The 15,116-nt window shown below is 71.2% G+C and carries 15 protein-coding genes; 6 read left to right on the top strand and 9 right to left on the bottom strand.

Features of this window, described 5'->3' with window-relative positions; genetic code table 11:
* Positions 1-69 precede the first annotated feature (69 nt).
* From ABZE72_RS10885 to ABZE72_RS10895, 3 genes are read right to left on the bottom strand one after another with little or no spacing between them, the layout of a single operon-like run.
* A complete protein-coding gene (locus ABZE72_RS10885) occupies positions 70-1,023 on the bottom strand; it encodes an acyl-CoA dehydrogenase family protein (RefSeq protein WP_372729048.1) in 954 nt (317 codons plus the stop codon).
* Positions 1,020-2,174, bottom strand: a complete 1,155-nt coding sequence (locus ABZE72_RS10890) for an acyl-CoA dehydrogenase family protein (protein WP_372729049.1) — start codon at positions 2,172-2,174, stop codon at positions 1,020-1,022. Before ABZE72_RS10890 ends, ABZE72_RS10885 begins: the two co-directional genes overlap by 4 nt.
* Positions 2,174-3,664, bottom strand: coding sequence for a FadD3 family acyl-CoA ligase (locus tag ABZE72_RS10895; protein ID WP_372729050.1), 1,491 nt, complete (start codon positions 3,662-3,664; stop codon positions 2,174-2,176). Before ABZE72_RS10895 ends, ABZE72_RS10890 begins: the two co-directional genes overlap by 1 nt.
* Before the next feature lie 48 nt (positions 3,665-3,712).
* Here ABZE72_RS10895 and ABZE72_RS10900 point away from each other — a divergent pair, with 48 nt between their 5' ends.
* The 5 genes from ABZE72_RS10900 to ABZE72_RS10920 are packed head-to-tail and all read left to right on the top strand — an operon-like array spanning position 3,713 to position 8,499.
* Positions 3,713-4,939: an acyl-CoA dehydrogenase family protein gene (locus ABZE72_RS10900; RefSeq protein WP_372729051.1), complete on the top strand. Its 1,227-nt coding sequence runs from the start codon at positions 3,713-3,715 to the stop codon at positions 4,937-4,939.
* The gene (locus ABZE72_RS10905) at positions 4,936-5,739 is read left to right on the top strand and encodes an SDR family oxidoreductase (protein WP_372729052.1); all 804 of its coding nucleotides are present in this window, start codon (positions 4,936-4,938) and stop codon (positions 5,737-5,739) included. The genes ABZE72_RS10900 and ABZE72_RS10905 overlap by 4 nt, the downstream gene beginning before the upstream one ends.
* Positions 5,732-6,304 carry a TetR/AcrR family transcriptional regulator gene (locus ABZE72_RS10910; RefSeq protein WP_372729053.1) on the top strand — a complete coding sequence of 191 codons (573 nt, stop codon included), beginning with the start codon at positions 5,732-5,734 and terminating at the stop codon, positions 6,302-6,304. The genes ABZE72_RS10905 and ABZE72_RS10910 overlap by 8 nt, the downstream gene beginning before the upstream one ends.
* On the top strand, positions 6,297-7,460 hold the full coding sequence (locus ABZE72_RS10915) for an acetyl-CoA C-acetyltransferase (RefSeq protein WP_372729054.1): 1,164 nt from the start codon (positions 6,297-6,299) through the stop codon (positions 7,458-7,460). The genes ABZE72_RS10910 and ABZE72_RS10915 overlap by 8 nt, the downstream gene beginning before the upstream one ends.
* A gap of 55 nt (positions 7,461-7,515) precedes the next feature.
* Positions 7,516-8,499, top strand: a complete 984-nt coding sequence (locus ABZE72_RS10920) for an N-acetyltransferase family protein (protein WP_372729055.1) — start codon at positions 7,516-7,518, stop codon at positions 8,497-8,499.
* Here the strand turns inward: ABZE72_RS10920 and ABZE72_RS10925 are convergent.
* From ABZE72_RS10925 to ABZE72_RS10950, 6 genes are all read right to left on the bottom strand, one after another.
* Positions 8,496-9,191: a hypothetical protein gene (locus ABZE72_RS10925; RefSeq protein WP_372729056.1), complete on the bottom strand. Its 696-nt coding sequence runs from the start codon at positions 9,189-9,191 to the stop codon at positions 8,496-8,498. The genes ABZE72_RS10920 and ABZE72_RS10925 overlap by 4 nt on opposite strands.
* 117 nt (positions 9,192-9,308) lie before the next feature.
* Positions 9,309-10,616 (bottom strand): CehA/McbA family metallohydrolase, encoded by a 1,308-nt coding sequence (locus ABZE72_RS10930; protein WP_372729057.1) that lies wholly within the window; start codon positions 10,614-10,616, stop codon positions 9,309-9,311.
* A 66-nt stretch (positions 10,617-10,682) separates the two neighbouring features.
* On the bottom strand, positions 10,683-11,750 hold the full coding sequence (locus ABZE72_RS10935; RefSeq protein WP_372729058.1) for an NAD(P)H-dependent flavin oxidoreductase: 1,068 nt from the start codon (positions 11,748-11,750) through the stop codon (positions 10,683-10,685).
* Positions 11,747-12,529, bottom strand: coding sequence for a CoA-transferase subunit beta (locus tag ABZE72_RS10940; protein ID WP_372729059.1), 783 nt, complete (start codon positions 12,527-12,529; stop codon positions 11,747-11,749). The genes ABZE72_RS10935 and ABZE72_RS10940 overlap by 4 nt, the downstream gene beginning before the upstream one ends.
* Positions 12,526-13,422, bottom strand: a complete 897-nt coding sequence (locus tag ABZE72_RS10945) for a CoA transferase subunit A (protein WP_372729060.1) — start codon at positions 13,420-13,422, stop codon at positions 12,526-12,528. Before ABZE72_RS10945 ends, ABZE72_RS10940 begins: the two co-directional genes overlap by 4 nt.
* Entirely contained in the window at positions 13,419-14,189 is a 771-nt protein-coding gene (locus ABZE72_RS10950; protein ID WP_372729061.1) for an enoyl-CoA hydratase family protein, read from the bottom strand. Before ABZE72_RS10950 ends, ABZE72_RS10945 begins: the two co-directional genes overlap by 4 nt.
* A 133-nt stretch (positions 14,190-14,322) precedes the next feature.
* Between ABZE72_RS10950 and ABZE72_RS10955 the strand changes: the two genes are divergently transcribed.
* Entirely contained in the window at positions 14,323-15,090 is a 768-nt protein-coding gene (locus tag ABZE72_RS10955) for an SDR family oxidoreductase (RefSeq protein WP_372729062.1), read from the top strand.
* The last annotated feature ends 26 nt before the right edge of the window (positions 15,091-15,116 follow it).

The following is a 15,116-nucleotide window of genomic DNA, read 5'->3' on the forward strand; positions in this document are numbered from 1 at the left end:
CCCGTTTGGCCAGCAGGGCCCGCACGGTGGTGGCGAGCTCGGTCTGCTCCTCGGTGAACGCGAACTCCATCAGCGCGCTCCGACCAGGGAGTCCAGGATCCGGGCCCGGTGGTGGGCAGGGGTGCCCCAGGCGGTGACCAGTGCCCGGACCTTGGTGATCCACAGGCTCAGGTCGAACTCGGCGGTGTAGCCGATCGCGCCGTGCACCTGCAGGGCGGTGCGCGAGGCGAGGTAGGCAGCATCGGCGGCCGCGACCTTGGCGGCCGAGACCTCCCGTGGCTCCAGGCTGAGGGCGGCGCCCTGCACCAGCGGCCGGGCGAAGTCGAGGGCGATCCGGACATCGGCCAGCGCGTGCTTGATCGCCTGGTAGGAGCCGATCTCGCGGCCGAACTGCCTGCGTTGCTTCACGTAGCTCACCGAGTCGGCCAGGAGCCGCTCCCCGCACCCGAGCAGCTGGGCGGCGGTGGCCAGCGCCGCGAGGTCGAAGGCGGCAGCCAGGTCGCCGATCTCGTGGGAGGTCGAGTCGGTGGTCGGGGTGACCCGGAAGAGCCTGCGGGTGCGGTCCACCCCCGTCCGACGCTCGCCCGGCACGGCGCTGGCCAGCAGGCCGTCCGCGGCCAGGAAGAGGTGCTCGGCGACGTCCGCGTCGAGGGCGTACGGCGTGTGCGGCGGCGTCGCCACCGAGCCCACCGCGCCGTCGGCCAGGGCGCCGAGCAGCTCCGGTGAGGCGACGGCGGCGGGCAGGAACGCAGCCGACTCCACCCAGGGCCCGGGCACGGCGTACCGTCCGAGCGCCTCGAACGCGATCACGAGCTCGACGGCGCTCGCGCCCAGGCCGCCGGCGTCCTCGGGGATGAGCAGTCCGTTCACCCCCTGCTCGGCCAGGCGACCCCACAGGGCACGCCCGGGGGTGGTGTCGTCGTCGGCCCAGGCACGCGCCGCGGCGACGGTGTCGGAGGCGGCGAGCAGGGAGTCGAGGGAGGCGGCGAAGTCTCGCTGGTCCTCGGTGAGCTCGAACTTCATCGGCCGGCCGCCTTGATCTCGCGGGGAAGACCGAGGATCCGCTCGGCCACGATGTTGCGCTGGATCTCGTTGGTGCCGGCGTAGATCGGGCCGGAGAGCGAGAAGGTGTAGCCGTCGAGCCAGCTGGAGTCGAGCTCCGCCTCGGGGCCGAGCAGGTCGAGCGCGGTCTCGTGCAGGGCGATGTCGAGCTCGGACCAGAAGACCTTGTTCACCGAGCCGGCGGCACCCATGTCGCCCCCGGCGGCCAGTCGGGTCACCGTGCCCCAGGTGTAGAGACGGTAGGCCTGGGCCTTGATCCAGGCGTCCACCACTGCGTCGGCGGCGCTCGGCACACCGTCACCGTGCGACCGCCAGAGCTCGACCAGCCGGTCGGCCGCTGCGCAGAACCGGCCCGGGGAGCGCAGCGAGAGCCCGCGCTCGTTGCCGGCGGTGCTCATCGCGACCCGCCAGCCGTCGCCGGGGGCACCCAGGACGTCGGAGTCCGGCACGAAGACGTCGGAGAAGAAGATCTCCGCGAACCCGGCCTCGCCGTCGAGCTGGGCGATCGGACGAACGGTGACGCCCTCGGCGTCGAGGGGGAAGAGGAAGTAGGTCAGGCCCTGGTGGCGCTGCGCGGTCGGGTCGGAGCGGAAGAGCCCGAAGCCCCAGTGCGCGAAGGAGGCCCGCGAGGACCAGGTCTTCTGGCCGTTGAGCAGCCAGCCGCCGCGGGCCTCGTCCCGGGTCGCGGTGGACTTCAGCGAGGCGAGGTCGGAGCCCGCCTCGGGCTCGGACCAGGCCTGCGCCCAGACCTGTTCGCCGGTCGCCATCGAGGGCAGGAAGCGGGCCTGCTGCTCGGGCGTGCCGTGGTCGAAGAGGATCGGGGCCAGCAGGAAGATGCCGTTCTGCGAGACGCGTCCGGGAGCACCGGCGCGGTAGTACTCCTCCTCGAAGATCACCCACTCCACCAGCGAGGCCTCCCGGCCGTGGTGCTCGCGGGGCCAGGAGACGACCGACCAGCGCGCCGCGGCCAGCGTGGCCTCCCACTCCTGGTGGGCCCGGAAGCCGGCCTCGGTGTCCATCGAGGGCAGCGGCTCGGCCGGCACGTTCGCGGCCAGCCACTCCCGCGCCTCGGCCTGGAAGGCCAGCTCGGACTCGGACAGGGTGAGGTCCATCAGGAGCTCCTCAGCTGGGTCTTGAGCACCTTGCCCGACAGGTTGCGGGGGAGTGCGTCGGTGAACTCGACGTGCCGGGGCACCTTGAAGTTGGCCAGGCGCTGCTTGCAGAAGGCGATCACGTCGTCCTCGGTCAGGGTGGTGTCGGCGGCGCGGACCACGAAGGCCTTGCCGACCTCGCCCATCCGCTCGTCGGGTACGCCGATCACGGCGGCGTCGGCGACCCCGTCCAGCCGGGCGAGCGCCTGCTCGACCTCGGCCGGGTAGACGTTGAAGCCGCCGGAGATGTACATGTCCTTGAGCCGGTCGGTGATGGTCAGGTTGCCGGACGCGTCGAGGGTCCCGACATCGCCGGTGTGCAGCCACCCGTCGGCGTCGATCGCTTCGGCGGTGGCGGCCTCGTCGTCGAGGTAGCCGAGCATCACGTACTCCCCACGCAGCAGGAGCTCGCCGTTGTCGGCGATCCGGGCCTCCATGCCGGGGATGGCCCGGCCGCAGGTGGTGGCGACCAGGTCGGCCGGGTCGTCCGGGCGACACATGGTGGCCACCACCGCCTCGGTCATCCCGAACGCGGTGACCACCTGGTCGATCCCGAGCTCGGCGCGCATCCGCTCGATCAGCACGACCGGCACCACGGCCGCGCCGGTGACGGCCAGCCGCAGCGAGGTGAGATCGCGCTCGGCGCGGCCCGGTGCGCCGAGCAACGACTGGTAGATCGTCGGGGCGCCCGGCAGCACGGTGATCCGCTCGCGTTCGACGAGGCGCATGGTGACCTCGAGGTCGAACGTCGGCAGCGGATAGAGCGTCGCGCCGGTCAGCAGTCCGACGACGATGCCGATCTTGTAGCCGAAGGAGTGGAAGAACGGGTTCACCACCAGGTAGCGGTCGTCGCTGGTGACGCCACCCAGCTCGGCCCAGGCGTCGGCGACCCCGATGGTCTGCCGGTGGGCACTCATCGCCCCCTTGGAGCGGCCGGTGGTGCCGGAGGTGAACAGGATGTCCGCGACATCGTCGCGGGAGACCGCGTCGGCGCGCGCCTCGACGTACGCCGGCGAGACGGAGGCGCCGGGCAGGTCGCGGACGTCCGCCAGGTCGATCACCGCCGCGACCGAGCCGAGCTCTCCGGCGGCTCGCAGGTCGGCGATCTGGCTGCGACCCAGGAAGCCGTCCGCGACCAGGACCAGGCGGGCCGCGGTCCGCTCGATCAGATCGGCGGCCTCGTGGGCGGTGTAGCGGGAGTTGATCGGGACCACCACGCCGCCGGCGTAGGTGATCGCGAGGGCGGCCAGCGCCCAGTCGATGCTGTTCGGTCCCCAGAGGCAGACCCGTTCGCCGGGCTGGAGGCCGTGGGCCAGGTAGCCGCGGGCGATCGTGCGCACGTGCTCGAGGACGTCGGCGTGGCTGAGCGTCTCGCCGTCCTCGACGTACGCCGGGCGGTCGCCGTACCGCTGGGCGGCGGCACGGAGGATCCCGGGCAGCGTCTGATCCATCAGCACTCCTGTGTCCCAACCAAACAATTGCTTGGTAGGCTACCACCCGTGGACCTGACCTACTCCGAGGCGGACCAGGCCTTCCGTGCCGAGGTGCGGGACTGGCTGGCCGAGCACCTGACCGGCGACTTCGCGGCCCTCAAGGGCCTCGGCGGCGCCGGGCGTGACCACGAGGCCCACGAGGAGCGGCTGGCGTGGAACCGCCACCTGGCCGCCCACGGCTGGACCTGCCTGGGCTGGCCCACCGAGCACGGCGGCCGCGGGCTCTCCCTGCTGCACCAGGTGATCTTCCACGAGGAGTACGCCCGCGCCGACGCTCCCGCCCGGGTGAACCACCTCGGGGAGGAGCTGCTCGGCCCCACCCTGATCGCCTTCGGCACCGAGGAGCAGAAGCGCCGCTTCCTGCCGCCGATCGTCGCGGTCGAGGAGCTGTGGTGCCAGGGCTACTCCGAGCCCGGCGCCGGCTCGGACCTGGCCAACGTCCAGACCAAGGCTCGCCTCGAGGGCGACCAGTGGGTGATCGACGGCCAGAAGGTGTGGACCTCGAACGCGCACACCTCCGACTGGATCTTCGTGGTGGCCCGCACCGAGCCCGGCTCCCAGCGTCACCACGGGCTCTCCTTCCTGCTCGTCCCGGTCGACCAGCCCGGGGTGGAGGTCCGCCCGATCGAGCAGCTGACCGGCGGCTCGGAGTTCAACGAGGTCTTCTTCACGGGCGCCACCACCGCGGCCGACCTGGTGGTCGGCGAGGTCGGCCGGGGCTGGGGGGTGGCGATGGGGCTGCTGGGCTTCGAGCGCGGAGTCTCCACGCTCGGGCAGGTGGTCGGCTTCGCCCGGGAGTACGACGGCGTCGTGCGGCTGGCCCGCAGCAACGGCAGCATCGACGACCCGGTGATCGCGGACCGGCTGGCGCGGGCCAAGGTCGAGCTCGAGGTGATGCGGGTCAACGCCCTGCGGGGGCTGTCGGCGGTGACCGGTGGCGAGGACTCGTCGGCGGGCGGCGGCGCCGGCTCGATCTTCAAGCTGGTCTGGGCCCGCTGGCACCAGGAGCTCGGCGAGATCGCGATGGCGGTCGCCGGAGCGGACGGGCTGACCGCACGCCCGAACCCGTCCGGCACCGACGCCCCCGGGTCCTACGACCTGACCGAATGGCAACGACTCTTCCTCTTCGCCCGCGCCGACTCGATCTACGGCGGCAGCGACGAGGTGCAGCGCAACATCCTGGCCGAGCGCGTGCTCGGGCTTCCCCGCGAACCGAAGGGAGCCGGCAGATGACGGCGACTCGTCCCGAACAGCCCACCCCCGACTACGTCCCGGGCCACGACCTGCTGGCCGGCAAGGTGGTCGTGGTGACTGCCGCGGCGGGCGCAGGGATCGGCGCCTCGGTCGTGCGCCGGGCGCTGGAGGAGGGCGCGAAGGCGGTCGTCTTCTCCGACACCCACGCCCGCCGGCTGGCCGAGGCCGAGGAGGCGCTGGCAGCCGAGTTCGGCGCCGAGCGGGTGCGGCAGCTGGTCTGCGACGTCACCGACGAGGAGCAGGTCGCCGCGCTGCTCGACGCCGCGGACGAGTTCGGTGGCGTCGACATCATGATCAACAACGCCGGCCTCGGCGGCACCGCGAGCATCCTGGAAATGACCGACGAGCAGTGGCTGCGGGTCCTGGACATCACGCTGACCGGCACCTTCCGCTGTGTCCGGGCCGCCGGCCAGCGGATGGTGGCCGCGGGCAGGAAGGGCGTGATCGTCAACAACGCCTCGGTGATCGGGTGGCGGGCCCAGGAGGGGCAGGCGCACTACGCGGCGGCCAAGGCCGGCGTGATGGCGCTGACCCGGTGCTCCGCCCTGGACCTGGCGCCGCACGGGATCCGGGTGAACGCGGTCTCCCCGTCCCTGGCGATGCACCCGTTCCTGGCCAAGGTCACCTCGGACGAGCTGCTGCACGAGCTGAAGCAGCGCGAGGCATTCGGCCGGGCCGCCGAGCCCTGGGAGGTCGCCAACGTGATGGTCTTCCTGGCCAGCGACTACGCGTCGTACCTCACCGGTGAGGTCGTCTCCGTGAGCAGCCAGCATGCCTAGGCGCGACGAGCTGCTCGCGATCGCGGCCGGCCTGTTCGCCGAGAAGGGGTTCAAGAACACCACGGTCCGCGACATCGCCGAGGCGTCCGGGATCCTGTCGGGGAGCCTGTACCACCACTTCGACTCCAAGGAGTCGATGGTCGACGAGATCCTCACGTCCTTCCAGGACGAGCTGTTCGCCAAGTACGACGAGGTGCTCGCCAGCGACGACGACGCCCGCAGCAAGATCGAGCGCGCGGTCCGGCTCAGCTTCGAGGCGATCGACCAGCACCGGCACGAGGTGGCGATCTTCCAGAACGAGGCCGACTACCTCGGCACCTTCGACCGGTTCGCCTACCTGGCCGAGCGCAACGCCCAGTCCCGCGACGTCTGGATCACCCTGCTCACCGAGGGGGTCCGCTCCGGCGCCCTGCGCTCCGACCTCGACATCGAGCTGACCTACCGCTTCATCCGCGACACCGTCTGGGTGGCCGTGCGCTGGTACCGCCCGGGCAAGAAGCTCACGCACACCGCTGTCGCAGACCAGTACCTCACCATTCTCCTGGACGGGATCGCCCATGCCTGAGGCCTACCTCATCGACGCAGTCCGTACCCCTGTCGGCAAGCGCGGCGGCGCGCTCGCCTCGATGCACTCCGCCGACCTCGGCGCGCACGCACTCTCGGCGTTGATGCGTCGGACCGGGGTCGACCCGGGCCTCGTCGACGACGTGATCATGGGCTGCTGCGACACGATCGGCTCGCAGGCAGGCGACGTCGCCCGGACCGCCTGGCTGGTGGCCGGGCTGCCCGACCACGTGCCGGGGGTGACCATCGACCGCCAGTGCGGCTCCTCGCAGCAGGCGGTCCACTTCGCTGCGCAAGGCGTCATGTCCGGCACCCAGGACCTGGTGGTCGCCGGTGGCCTGCAGAACATGAGCGCGATCCCGATCTCGGCGGCGATGCTGGTGGCCCAGCAGTACGGCTTCACCACGCCGTTCGCCGAGTCGCCCGGCTGGGTGGAGCGGTACGGCGACGTCGAGGTGTCGCAGTTCAACTCGGCCGAGATGATCGCCGAGAAGTGGGACATCTCCCGCCTGGAGATGGAGGAGTTCGCGCTCGCCTCGCACGAGCGGGCCCGCACCGCGATCGCCGAGGGTCGCTTCGTCTCCGAGATCGAGCCGGTGACCCTCGCCGACGGCACCGTCTTCGACACCGACCAGTGTCCGCGGGAGACGTCGCTGGAGAAGATGGCCGGCCTCCAGCCGCTGGCCCCCGGGGGTCGGATCACCGCCGCCGTCGCCTCGCAGATCTGCGACGCCTCGACGGCGATGCTGATCGCCTCCGAGCGGGCCGTGGCCGAGCACGGGCTGACCCCGCGGGCCCGGATCCACCACCTCAGCGTCCGCGGCGACGACCCGATCTGGATGCTGACCGGCCCGATCAACGCCACCAAGCACGCACTGGCCCGTACCGGCCTCTCCGTCGACGACATCGACCTCTTCGAGTGCAACGAGGCCTTCGCCTCGGTGGTCCTGGCCTGGATGAAGGAGACCGGGGCACCGCACGAGAAGGTCAACGTCAACGGTGGCGGGATCGCCCTGGGCCACCCGATCGGCGCCACCGGCACCCGGCTGATGACCACGCTGCTCAACGAGCTCGAACGCACCGGCGGTCGCTACGGACTGCAGACGATGTGCGAGGGCGGCGGACAGGCCAACGTCACGATCATCGAGCGCCTGTAGCGGGTCGCGGCGATATCCGATTCCCCGGGCGCCGGCCCTGCTGCATGCTGGGGGAGTGGAGATCTCGGAGCTCAGCGCGGACGACACCGCCGGCGTCGCCGACTTCGTGGCGGTGAGCAACGCCGTTCGCGAGGCGGACTCACCGTGGGACCACGAGATGACCGAGGTCGAGGCCGTCGGGCAGTTGCGCTACGGCTGGGACCTCGAGCCGGGCACGGCGTACCTCGCACGTGAGCAGGGCGAGACCGTCGCGCTGGGCCAGTACTTCACCAGTCGCTACGACAACCACCACCTGGCGTGGCTGAACATCGAGGTGCACCCCGGTCACCGACGCCGCGGTCACGGCAGCGCCCTGCTGGAGCACCTGGTCGCGCGCGCCCGCCGTGAGGGCCGCACCAGCGTCGGCATCGACGGCTGGGACCTCGCCCCGGTCCACGCCTTCGCGGCCCGGCACGGCCTGGCCCCGAAGGCCGCCGACGTGAACCGCCGTCAGCACCTCGACCGCCTGGACCGGGCCGCGCTCGACGAGCAGTACGACGCCGCGCTGCCGCACGCTGCCGACTACGTCCTCGAGCGCCTGCTCGGCCCGGTGCCCGAGAACGAGCTCGCGGCGATGGCCGTGATGGCGGCCGCGATCAACGACGCACCCACGGACGACCTCGACATCGAGGACGAGGCCTACCCTCCCGAACGGATCCGCGCCTACGAGCAGGCGCAGGCCGCCCGGGGGACGTTGCACCGGGTCTTCGCCCGGCACCGGGACAGCGGTGCCTTCGCCGGTCAGACGGTGGTCGCGGTCGACGGCGAGCGTCCGTGGCTGGCCGAGCAGCACGACACCTCCGTGGTGCGTGAGCACCGCGGCCACCGGCTCGGTCTGCTACTCAAGCTCGACATGCTCCGGTGGCTGCACGAGGCCCAGCCCCAGATCGCCACCATCGACACCTGGAACGCCGCCTCGAACGACCACATGATCGAGGTCAACGAGCTGCTCGGCTACGAGGTGATGGGGCGGGGCGTCTCGTTCCAGCGCTCGATCTAGCCGAGCCCCAGCTGCCGGGCGAGTCCCGGGTGGGTCGGCTTCGCGCCCGGCCTGCCGGCCACGAGCTTCGAGCCCACCGGCTCGAAGGTGATGGTGTCCAGGATGATGGCGCTGCCGCTGCTCCAGACAGAGCCCGGGGGCAGGCTGACGGCACCCGAGACCAGTCCGCCCGGTCCGGCGACGACCATCGTCTCGGTGCCGAGAGTCAAGAGGAGGGTCTTGGCGGGACGGTAGGCCGGCGGCAGGATGAACGCGATGCCGTCGGTGTACTGACCGGGCTCGGCGTTGCACGTCCCGTCGCCACCGGCTCCGTCCTGGGCGATCGCGACTCCGGTGAGCACCACTCGACCGAAGCGATCCATCCGGTAGGTGGGCCCGCCGAGGCCGGGCAGGACCGCGTCGCCGGGCTGCCACACGCAGTCACCCTCGCCGCCGTTGGTGAAGGTGGGGACTCGCTGCTTCTCCTCCCGGACCAGGTCCTTGGCGGTCAGGGAGCCGTCCTTGACCTTCGTGGCGGTGACGGCGTTGTCGCGGATCTTGGCGGTGGTGATCGCCTTGTTCCGGATCTCGGACGTGCCGATCTGGCCGGCGGCGTAACCGACACCGGCCGCCGAGGCGACCAGGGCGAGCAGCGCCAGAGCGAGTGCGAGTCCTGAGGCGGCTGGCTGGAGCCGTCGACGTGCTGATGTCATGGTGCAGACATCCTGAGAATGGCCCGGCGGGACAGTCGGGTGAACCCACCATGGTGAGAGTCAGGCCGGAGGGACATGGCCCATCCGGGCGGTGTTCCCCTGGGGTGGGGCGCCCCGTCAGGCGGGTGCGAGCCACCACGGACTGGTGTAGGCGATCGCGAGGTCGTTGCACGGGTGACCCCCCGGCCCGGGGGTCGCGTTGAGCTGGGAGGGGTCCGAGACACGCAGCACCACCCAGTCGCCGTCCTCGATGTCCACCGGCACCTGGAACTCCACGACATCGCCCACGTCGAACTCCTCGATGTGCACGACCGTCGGCGTGGTTGTGCCGGGGCGCAGGACCTGACATGCCAACGGTCGGCCTCGCCACTGGCCGTCACGGGCGATGTCGAGCTGAATGGTGAGGACTCCCGAGGCGACCGGAATGACCGAACCCATCCGGAACGGGTGGGTCCCCGGCAGGGTGGCCGTGGCATCGACCCTCAGGCCCGAGGTCCGGGTGGCGAAGAAGCGGCGGCGGGTCATCGCCTCGCGCACCCCCGCTCGGGAGTGCTTCCTGACCCAGAGGCCGGTGCGACCCAGCCCCTCGTGGTGCCCCCAGGCATCGCCGTGCTCGTCGGTCACCCCGCTGAGGCCGGTGCGCCACCCGGCGTTGAGGCAGGCGACCAGCGGGCTGGACCCACTGTGTCGCCAGCCTCTGAAGAGGTAGTCATCGCCCCGGTTGAACATCTCGAGCGAGACCATCCGGTCCCGCATCCCCGGGTCGAAGACGAACTCCTGGAAGCGGCCGGGCTCACGACCGGGGTGGTTGAAGCCGGCCAGCCCGTCCGCGCCTCCGCTCAGCACCAGGCCGGGCTCGCGACGCAACCACTCCAGGAAGGGCACCATGACGCCTGCCTGGAGGATGTCGACGTAGTGCTCGCTGAACCACACGTTGACGTGGCCGAGGTGGGGTTCGGACCACTCGAAGCCGCGGATGGCGGTGAAGATGCCCTCCTCGTCCGCCTCGTCGGCCAGCGTCCGGGTGCGTTCCCAACCGGCCGCATCGATGCCGGCGTCGTCCTGGTACTCGGCGGGGAGCATGCCGGTCAGGAACTCGCCGATCAGGTGGTCGGAGAACGATGAGTGGTCGGTCAGGGCGGCGACGTCGAGTCCGGCACTGCGCATCGATTCGAAGGCCCGCGCCGGGTCGCCCGCGCCGTCGGAGAGCAGGGTGTGGTTGTGCAGGTCGGCGTGGACCAGCTGGGTGCCCACGGCCACGCGGGACTTCCGCCCGGCGCCCCGGGGCGGCGAGCTGTAGTCCTCGCCGACGCGGGGGAGGTGGTTCCAGAGGTTGTGGGAGAGCATCAGCCCAGCGCCGGTCGCCGCCACGGCGGCGCGTCGGGAGATGCGTCGGGGCGCCCCCTGATCCCCGTGACCCCCCATGCGCTCGTACGTTAGCCGGTGGTCGGGACGCGCGTGCTGCTTCGGGTGCAGACCCGGGTTCGTGCCTCAGACCAGGTACGACGCTGCGCGCCGCAGCTCCTCGACGGCTCCCGTGACGACCCGGGTGATCAGCTCGTCACAGGTCGGCAGGTCGTCGATCACGCCGACCACCTGACCGGAGGCGAGAACTCCCGCGGTGGTGTCCCCGTCGACCAGCCCGGACTTCAGCATCATCGGGGTGTTGGCGGCCAGCGCCATCTGGGCCAGCGAGCGACCCTGGGTCTTCTTCATCTCGCGGCCGTCCCTGGCCAGCGCGAGCCAGCTCATCCCGCTCATCCGCTTGAACTCCAGCGTGCGGCGCATCGTCGGCCACAGGCGCTTGACCGGGCTGGTCTCCTCGATCTCCTCGACCAGACGGGTGCGCAGCATCCGGTGCGGCATGCCGTCCACCTTCGCAGTCACGACCGTGCCGTTGACGTCGTGAGAGAGGTAGAGCTCCTTGACCGCATCGGGGACCGAGCTGTCCTGGGTGAGCAGGAAGCGGGTGCCCATGCCGATCCCGGCGGCGCCGTACGACAGGGCGGCCGCGAGGCCGCGACCGTCGAAGAATCCGCCGGCCGCGACGACGGGGATGTCGACCGCGTCGATCACGCTCGGCAGCAACAGGGTGGTGGGCACCGAGCCGGTGTGGCCACCGCCCTCGCCGCCCTGGATCATCACCGCGTCGGCGCCCCAGGAGGCGACCTTCTCGGCGTGCCGGGGGAGTCCGACCGAGGGCATCACGACGATGCCGTGGTCCTTGAGCTTCGCGATCAGCTCCTTCTTCGGAGCCAGCGCGAAGGAGGCCACCTTCACGCCGTGCTTGATCAGCAGGTCGACCCGGGCCGGGGCGTCGGCGGCGTCGGCGCGCAGGTTGACCCCGAAGGGTTCGCGGGTGCGGCCCTTGACCTCCACGATCGCGTGCTCGAGCTCTTCGAAGGTCATCGTGGCGCTGGCCAGGATGCCCAGGCCGCCGGCGTTCGCCGTACCGCTGACCAGCCGTGGGCCGGCCACCCAGCCCATGCCGGTCTGCACGACCGGGTGGCGGACGCCGACCAGGTCGGTCAGCGGGGTCCGGAGCAGCTGCTCGATCATGCGCTGGCCTCCACCGGGGGGACCTCGCGGTCGCGCAGCGTCCTCGGGTCGAGGACCTCACGGATGATGATCAGCTCCTCGAGGGTCGGCTCCCGGGTGGTGGCGACCTGGCCGTCGGCGTCGGTCAGGACGGCGAGGTCGCAGCCGGAGGCCGCCCGCACGTCGTCCACGGTGACGCCGGGGTGGACGCGGATCAGCCGCAGGGTGTCGTCGGGGCCGTGGAGGTCGAAGACGCCGAGGTTGCTGACGATCCGGTGGATGTCGTTGTAGCGGGACGCCGCCGGTCCGGCCTCGCGGGCGGCCCGGGGGCCGACGCCGGAGACGATGTCGACCTTCTCCACGAAGACCCGGGCGGACTGCTTCGGCACCCAGTACGACGTCCGGTTGTTGACCGTGTTGCCGGGGGCCCCACGGGAGCCGAGCAGCTGCCGGGTGGGCTGGGCGAAGTCGCCGATGGCGGAGATGTTCTGGTTGCCGTGCCGGTCGACCTGGGTGGCGCCCATCATCACGTGCCGCTTGCCGTGGGCCACCACGTCGAAGACCTTGCGGAACGGGATCCAGCCCTCGACCACGTCGGCCTTGGCGAAGAGCGGTGGTACGCCGGCGAGGAAGAGCGACTCGCCGTCGGAGATGACGAGGTCGGGGTTGCTGGTCAGCTTGGCCAGCCGGACGCCGAGCATCGGCAGCATGCCCATCGGGCTGGCGAAGATCTCGCCGTCGTCCTTGAACGCGTCGGCGATGGCGGCGGCGCAGACCTCTGCGCGCGAGAACACGGTCACTTCTTCTCCTCCTCGGCGAAGGCCCGGACAGCGGCCTGGTAGGCGTCCTCGTCACCGGAGAGGAAGCGCTGCTCGAAGGCGGCCCACTCCTCGTCGGTGCCGGCGGCCGCGGCGGCGTACGCCTTCTGGAACTTCTCGTCGCGCTCGTAGTCGGGCGTGCAGGTGGTGAAGTGGGCGCCGTGGGGGGTCTCGACGACGCCGTCGACCAGCATCCGGCTGAGCAGCAGCCGCTGCACGGGGGTGTCGACCGTCAAGCCGGCGGTGTCGACGATCTGCTCGACCGAGAGGTAGGTGCGTTCGGCGGCCATCGCGAAGAGGTCGTCGAAGTAGGGGTCCGGGCCGAGGTAGGTCGCATTGCCGTGGCGGTCGGCGCGGTTGAGGTGGACCAGCGCGACGTCGAGGTTGAGGGCGGGTACGGCGACGAGCTCCTCGTGGGTGCCGTCAGGGGCGGCGTACGGGCTGGTCACGGTGGCGATGTCGGGGTTGTTGACCAGGACGTCGGAGCCGAGGCCGGCGCGCATCGGCAGGAACGGCAGCCGCTGGGCGGCGGCGCGCAGACCGGTCTGGAACATGCCCTCGTCGAGCTCCACGACCTCGGGGATGGTGGCGTTCTGCCGGGCCCGCTGGAAGTTCGGCTCCAGGGGGATGGAGTCGAGCGAGACGAAGGCGTAGACGAGCTTGCGGACCTTGCCGGCCCGGGCGAGCAGGCCGACGTCGGCTCCACCCCAACTCACGATGGTCAGGTCGGTCAGGTCGGAGCGGAGGAGGGCGCGGACCAGGGCCATCGGCTTGCGCCGGGGGCCCCAGCCGCCGATGCCGATCGTCATGCCGCTGCGGAGCTCGCCGACGATCTCGTCGATGGTCATCCGCTTGTCGCGGGGGAGGTTGGTCATCGGTTGCCCTTCGCCTTGTCGGCCTTGTCGGTGCCCGCGAAGTCGTCGCGGAGCTCGTCGGAGACGCCACTGAGGTTGAGCTCCATCGTGAAGCCCTGCTCGAACCGGTAGCTCTTGTTCACGTCGATCGGGTCGATGCCGTTGATCGCCTCCTTGGCGGCCCGGATCACCCGGGTGTCCTTGGCGGCGATCTCGCCGGCGACCGCGAGGGCGGCGTCGTCCAGCTGGTCGCGGGGGACCACCTCGAGCACGGAGCCGTGCGGGACCAGGTCGGCGGCCTTGATCGTGCGACCGGTGAAGTAGAGGGTGCGCATCAGGTGCGGCGGCACCATCCGGGCCAGGTGGGTGGCGGCGCCCAGGGCGCCGCGGTCGACCTCGGGCACGCCGAAGTAGGCGTCGTCGCTGGCCACGATGCAGTCGGCGTTGCCGACCAGGCCCACGCCGCCACCGAGGCAGAACCCGTTGACGGCCGCGATCACGGGGACGCTGCACTCGTAGACGGCCTTGAAGGCGGCGAAGCAGCCCTTGTTGGCGCCGATCAGGGCGTCGAACCCGGTGGTGTGCTGCATCTCCTTGATGTCGACGCCGGCGTTGAAGCCGCGGCCCTCGGCCCGTAGGACCACCACGTGCGTGGCCTGGTCGGCGCTCGCCTCGTCGAGGGCTGCCGCGACGTCGAACCAGCCCTGCACGGTCAGGGCGTTGACCGGCGGATGCTCCATCGTGATGACCCGGATGCCGTCGGGGCGGAGGTCGGAGGTGATGCCCATGGGTGTCCTTGGTGGCTCTGGGGTGCCGGATTCACTGGTTAACCAGTGAATCTGACACCTGCCGGGATACAAACCTAACGTTTGCTTGGTAGCCTAACAGTTGCTTGGTTCACCCGTCGACGAGAGGAACGAGATGGCGCTCACCATCGACCTGGCCGGACGCGTCGTCCTGGTCACGGGCGGCAACAAGGGGATCGGGGCCGGGATCACCCGGACCTTCCTGGCCGCCGGGGCCACGGTCGTCACGTGCGCCAGGGGTGAGAGCCCGACGATCGAGGGTGCCGACCACCGCGCCTGCGACGTCCGTGACGCGGAGGCCGTCGGCGCGCTGGTCGAGACCGTCGTGACCGAGCACGGACATCTCGACGTCGTGGTCAACAACGCCGGGGGAGCGCCGTACGCCGCCGCCGCCGACGCATCACCCCGCTTCCACGACAAGATCGTCGGGCTCAACCTGCTGGCCCCCCTGCTGGTCGCCCAGGCCGCCAACCGGGTGATGCAGCAGCAGGAGGGTGGCGGGTCGATCGTCAACATCTCCTCGGTCTCCGCCCTGCGCCCCTCGCCGGGAACCGCGGCGTACGGCGCTGCCAAGGCCGGCCTGGACTCGTTGACCACCTCGCTCGCGATCGAGTGGGCGCCCAAGGTCCGGATGAACTCGATCGACGTCGGCTTGTGCCGCACCGAGCACACCGACGACCACTACGGCGGGGATGCCGGGGTCGCCGCCATCGAACGCACCATCCCGCTCGGCCGGATGGCCACCCCCGCAGAGGTCGGTCACGTGGCCGCCTTCCTGGCCAGCGACCTGGCGTCGTACGTCTCCGGCGCCACGCTCGCCTGCCACGGCGGGGGAGAGCCCCCCGTCTTCCTGTCCGCCCAGAACATCCAGGAGTCATCGTGAAGAAGCTGCTCGAAGGTCGCATCGCC

Origin of the sequence: Nocardioides sp. (assembly GCF_041600255.1) — a bacterium.
In the GTDB taxonomy this organism is placed as follows: Bacteria; Actinomycetota; Actinomycetes; order Propionibacteriales; family Nocardioidaceae; genus Nocardioides.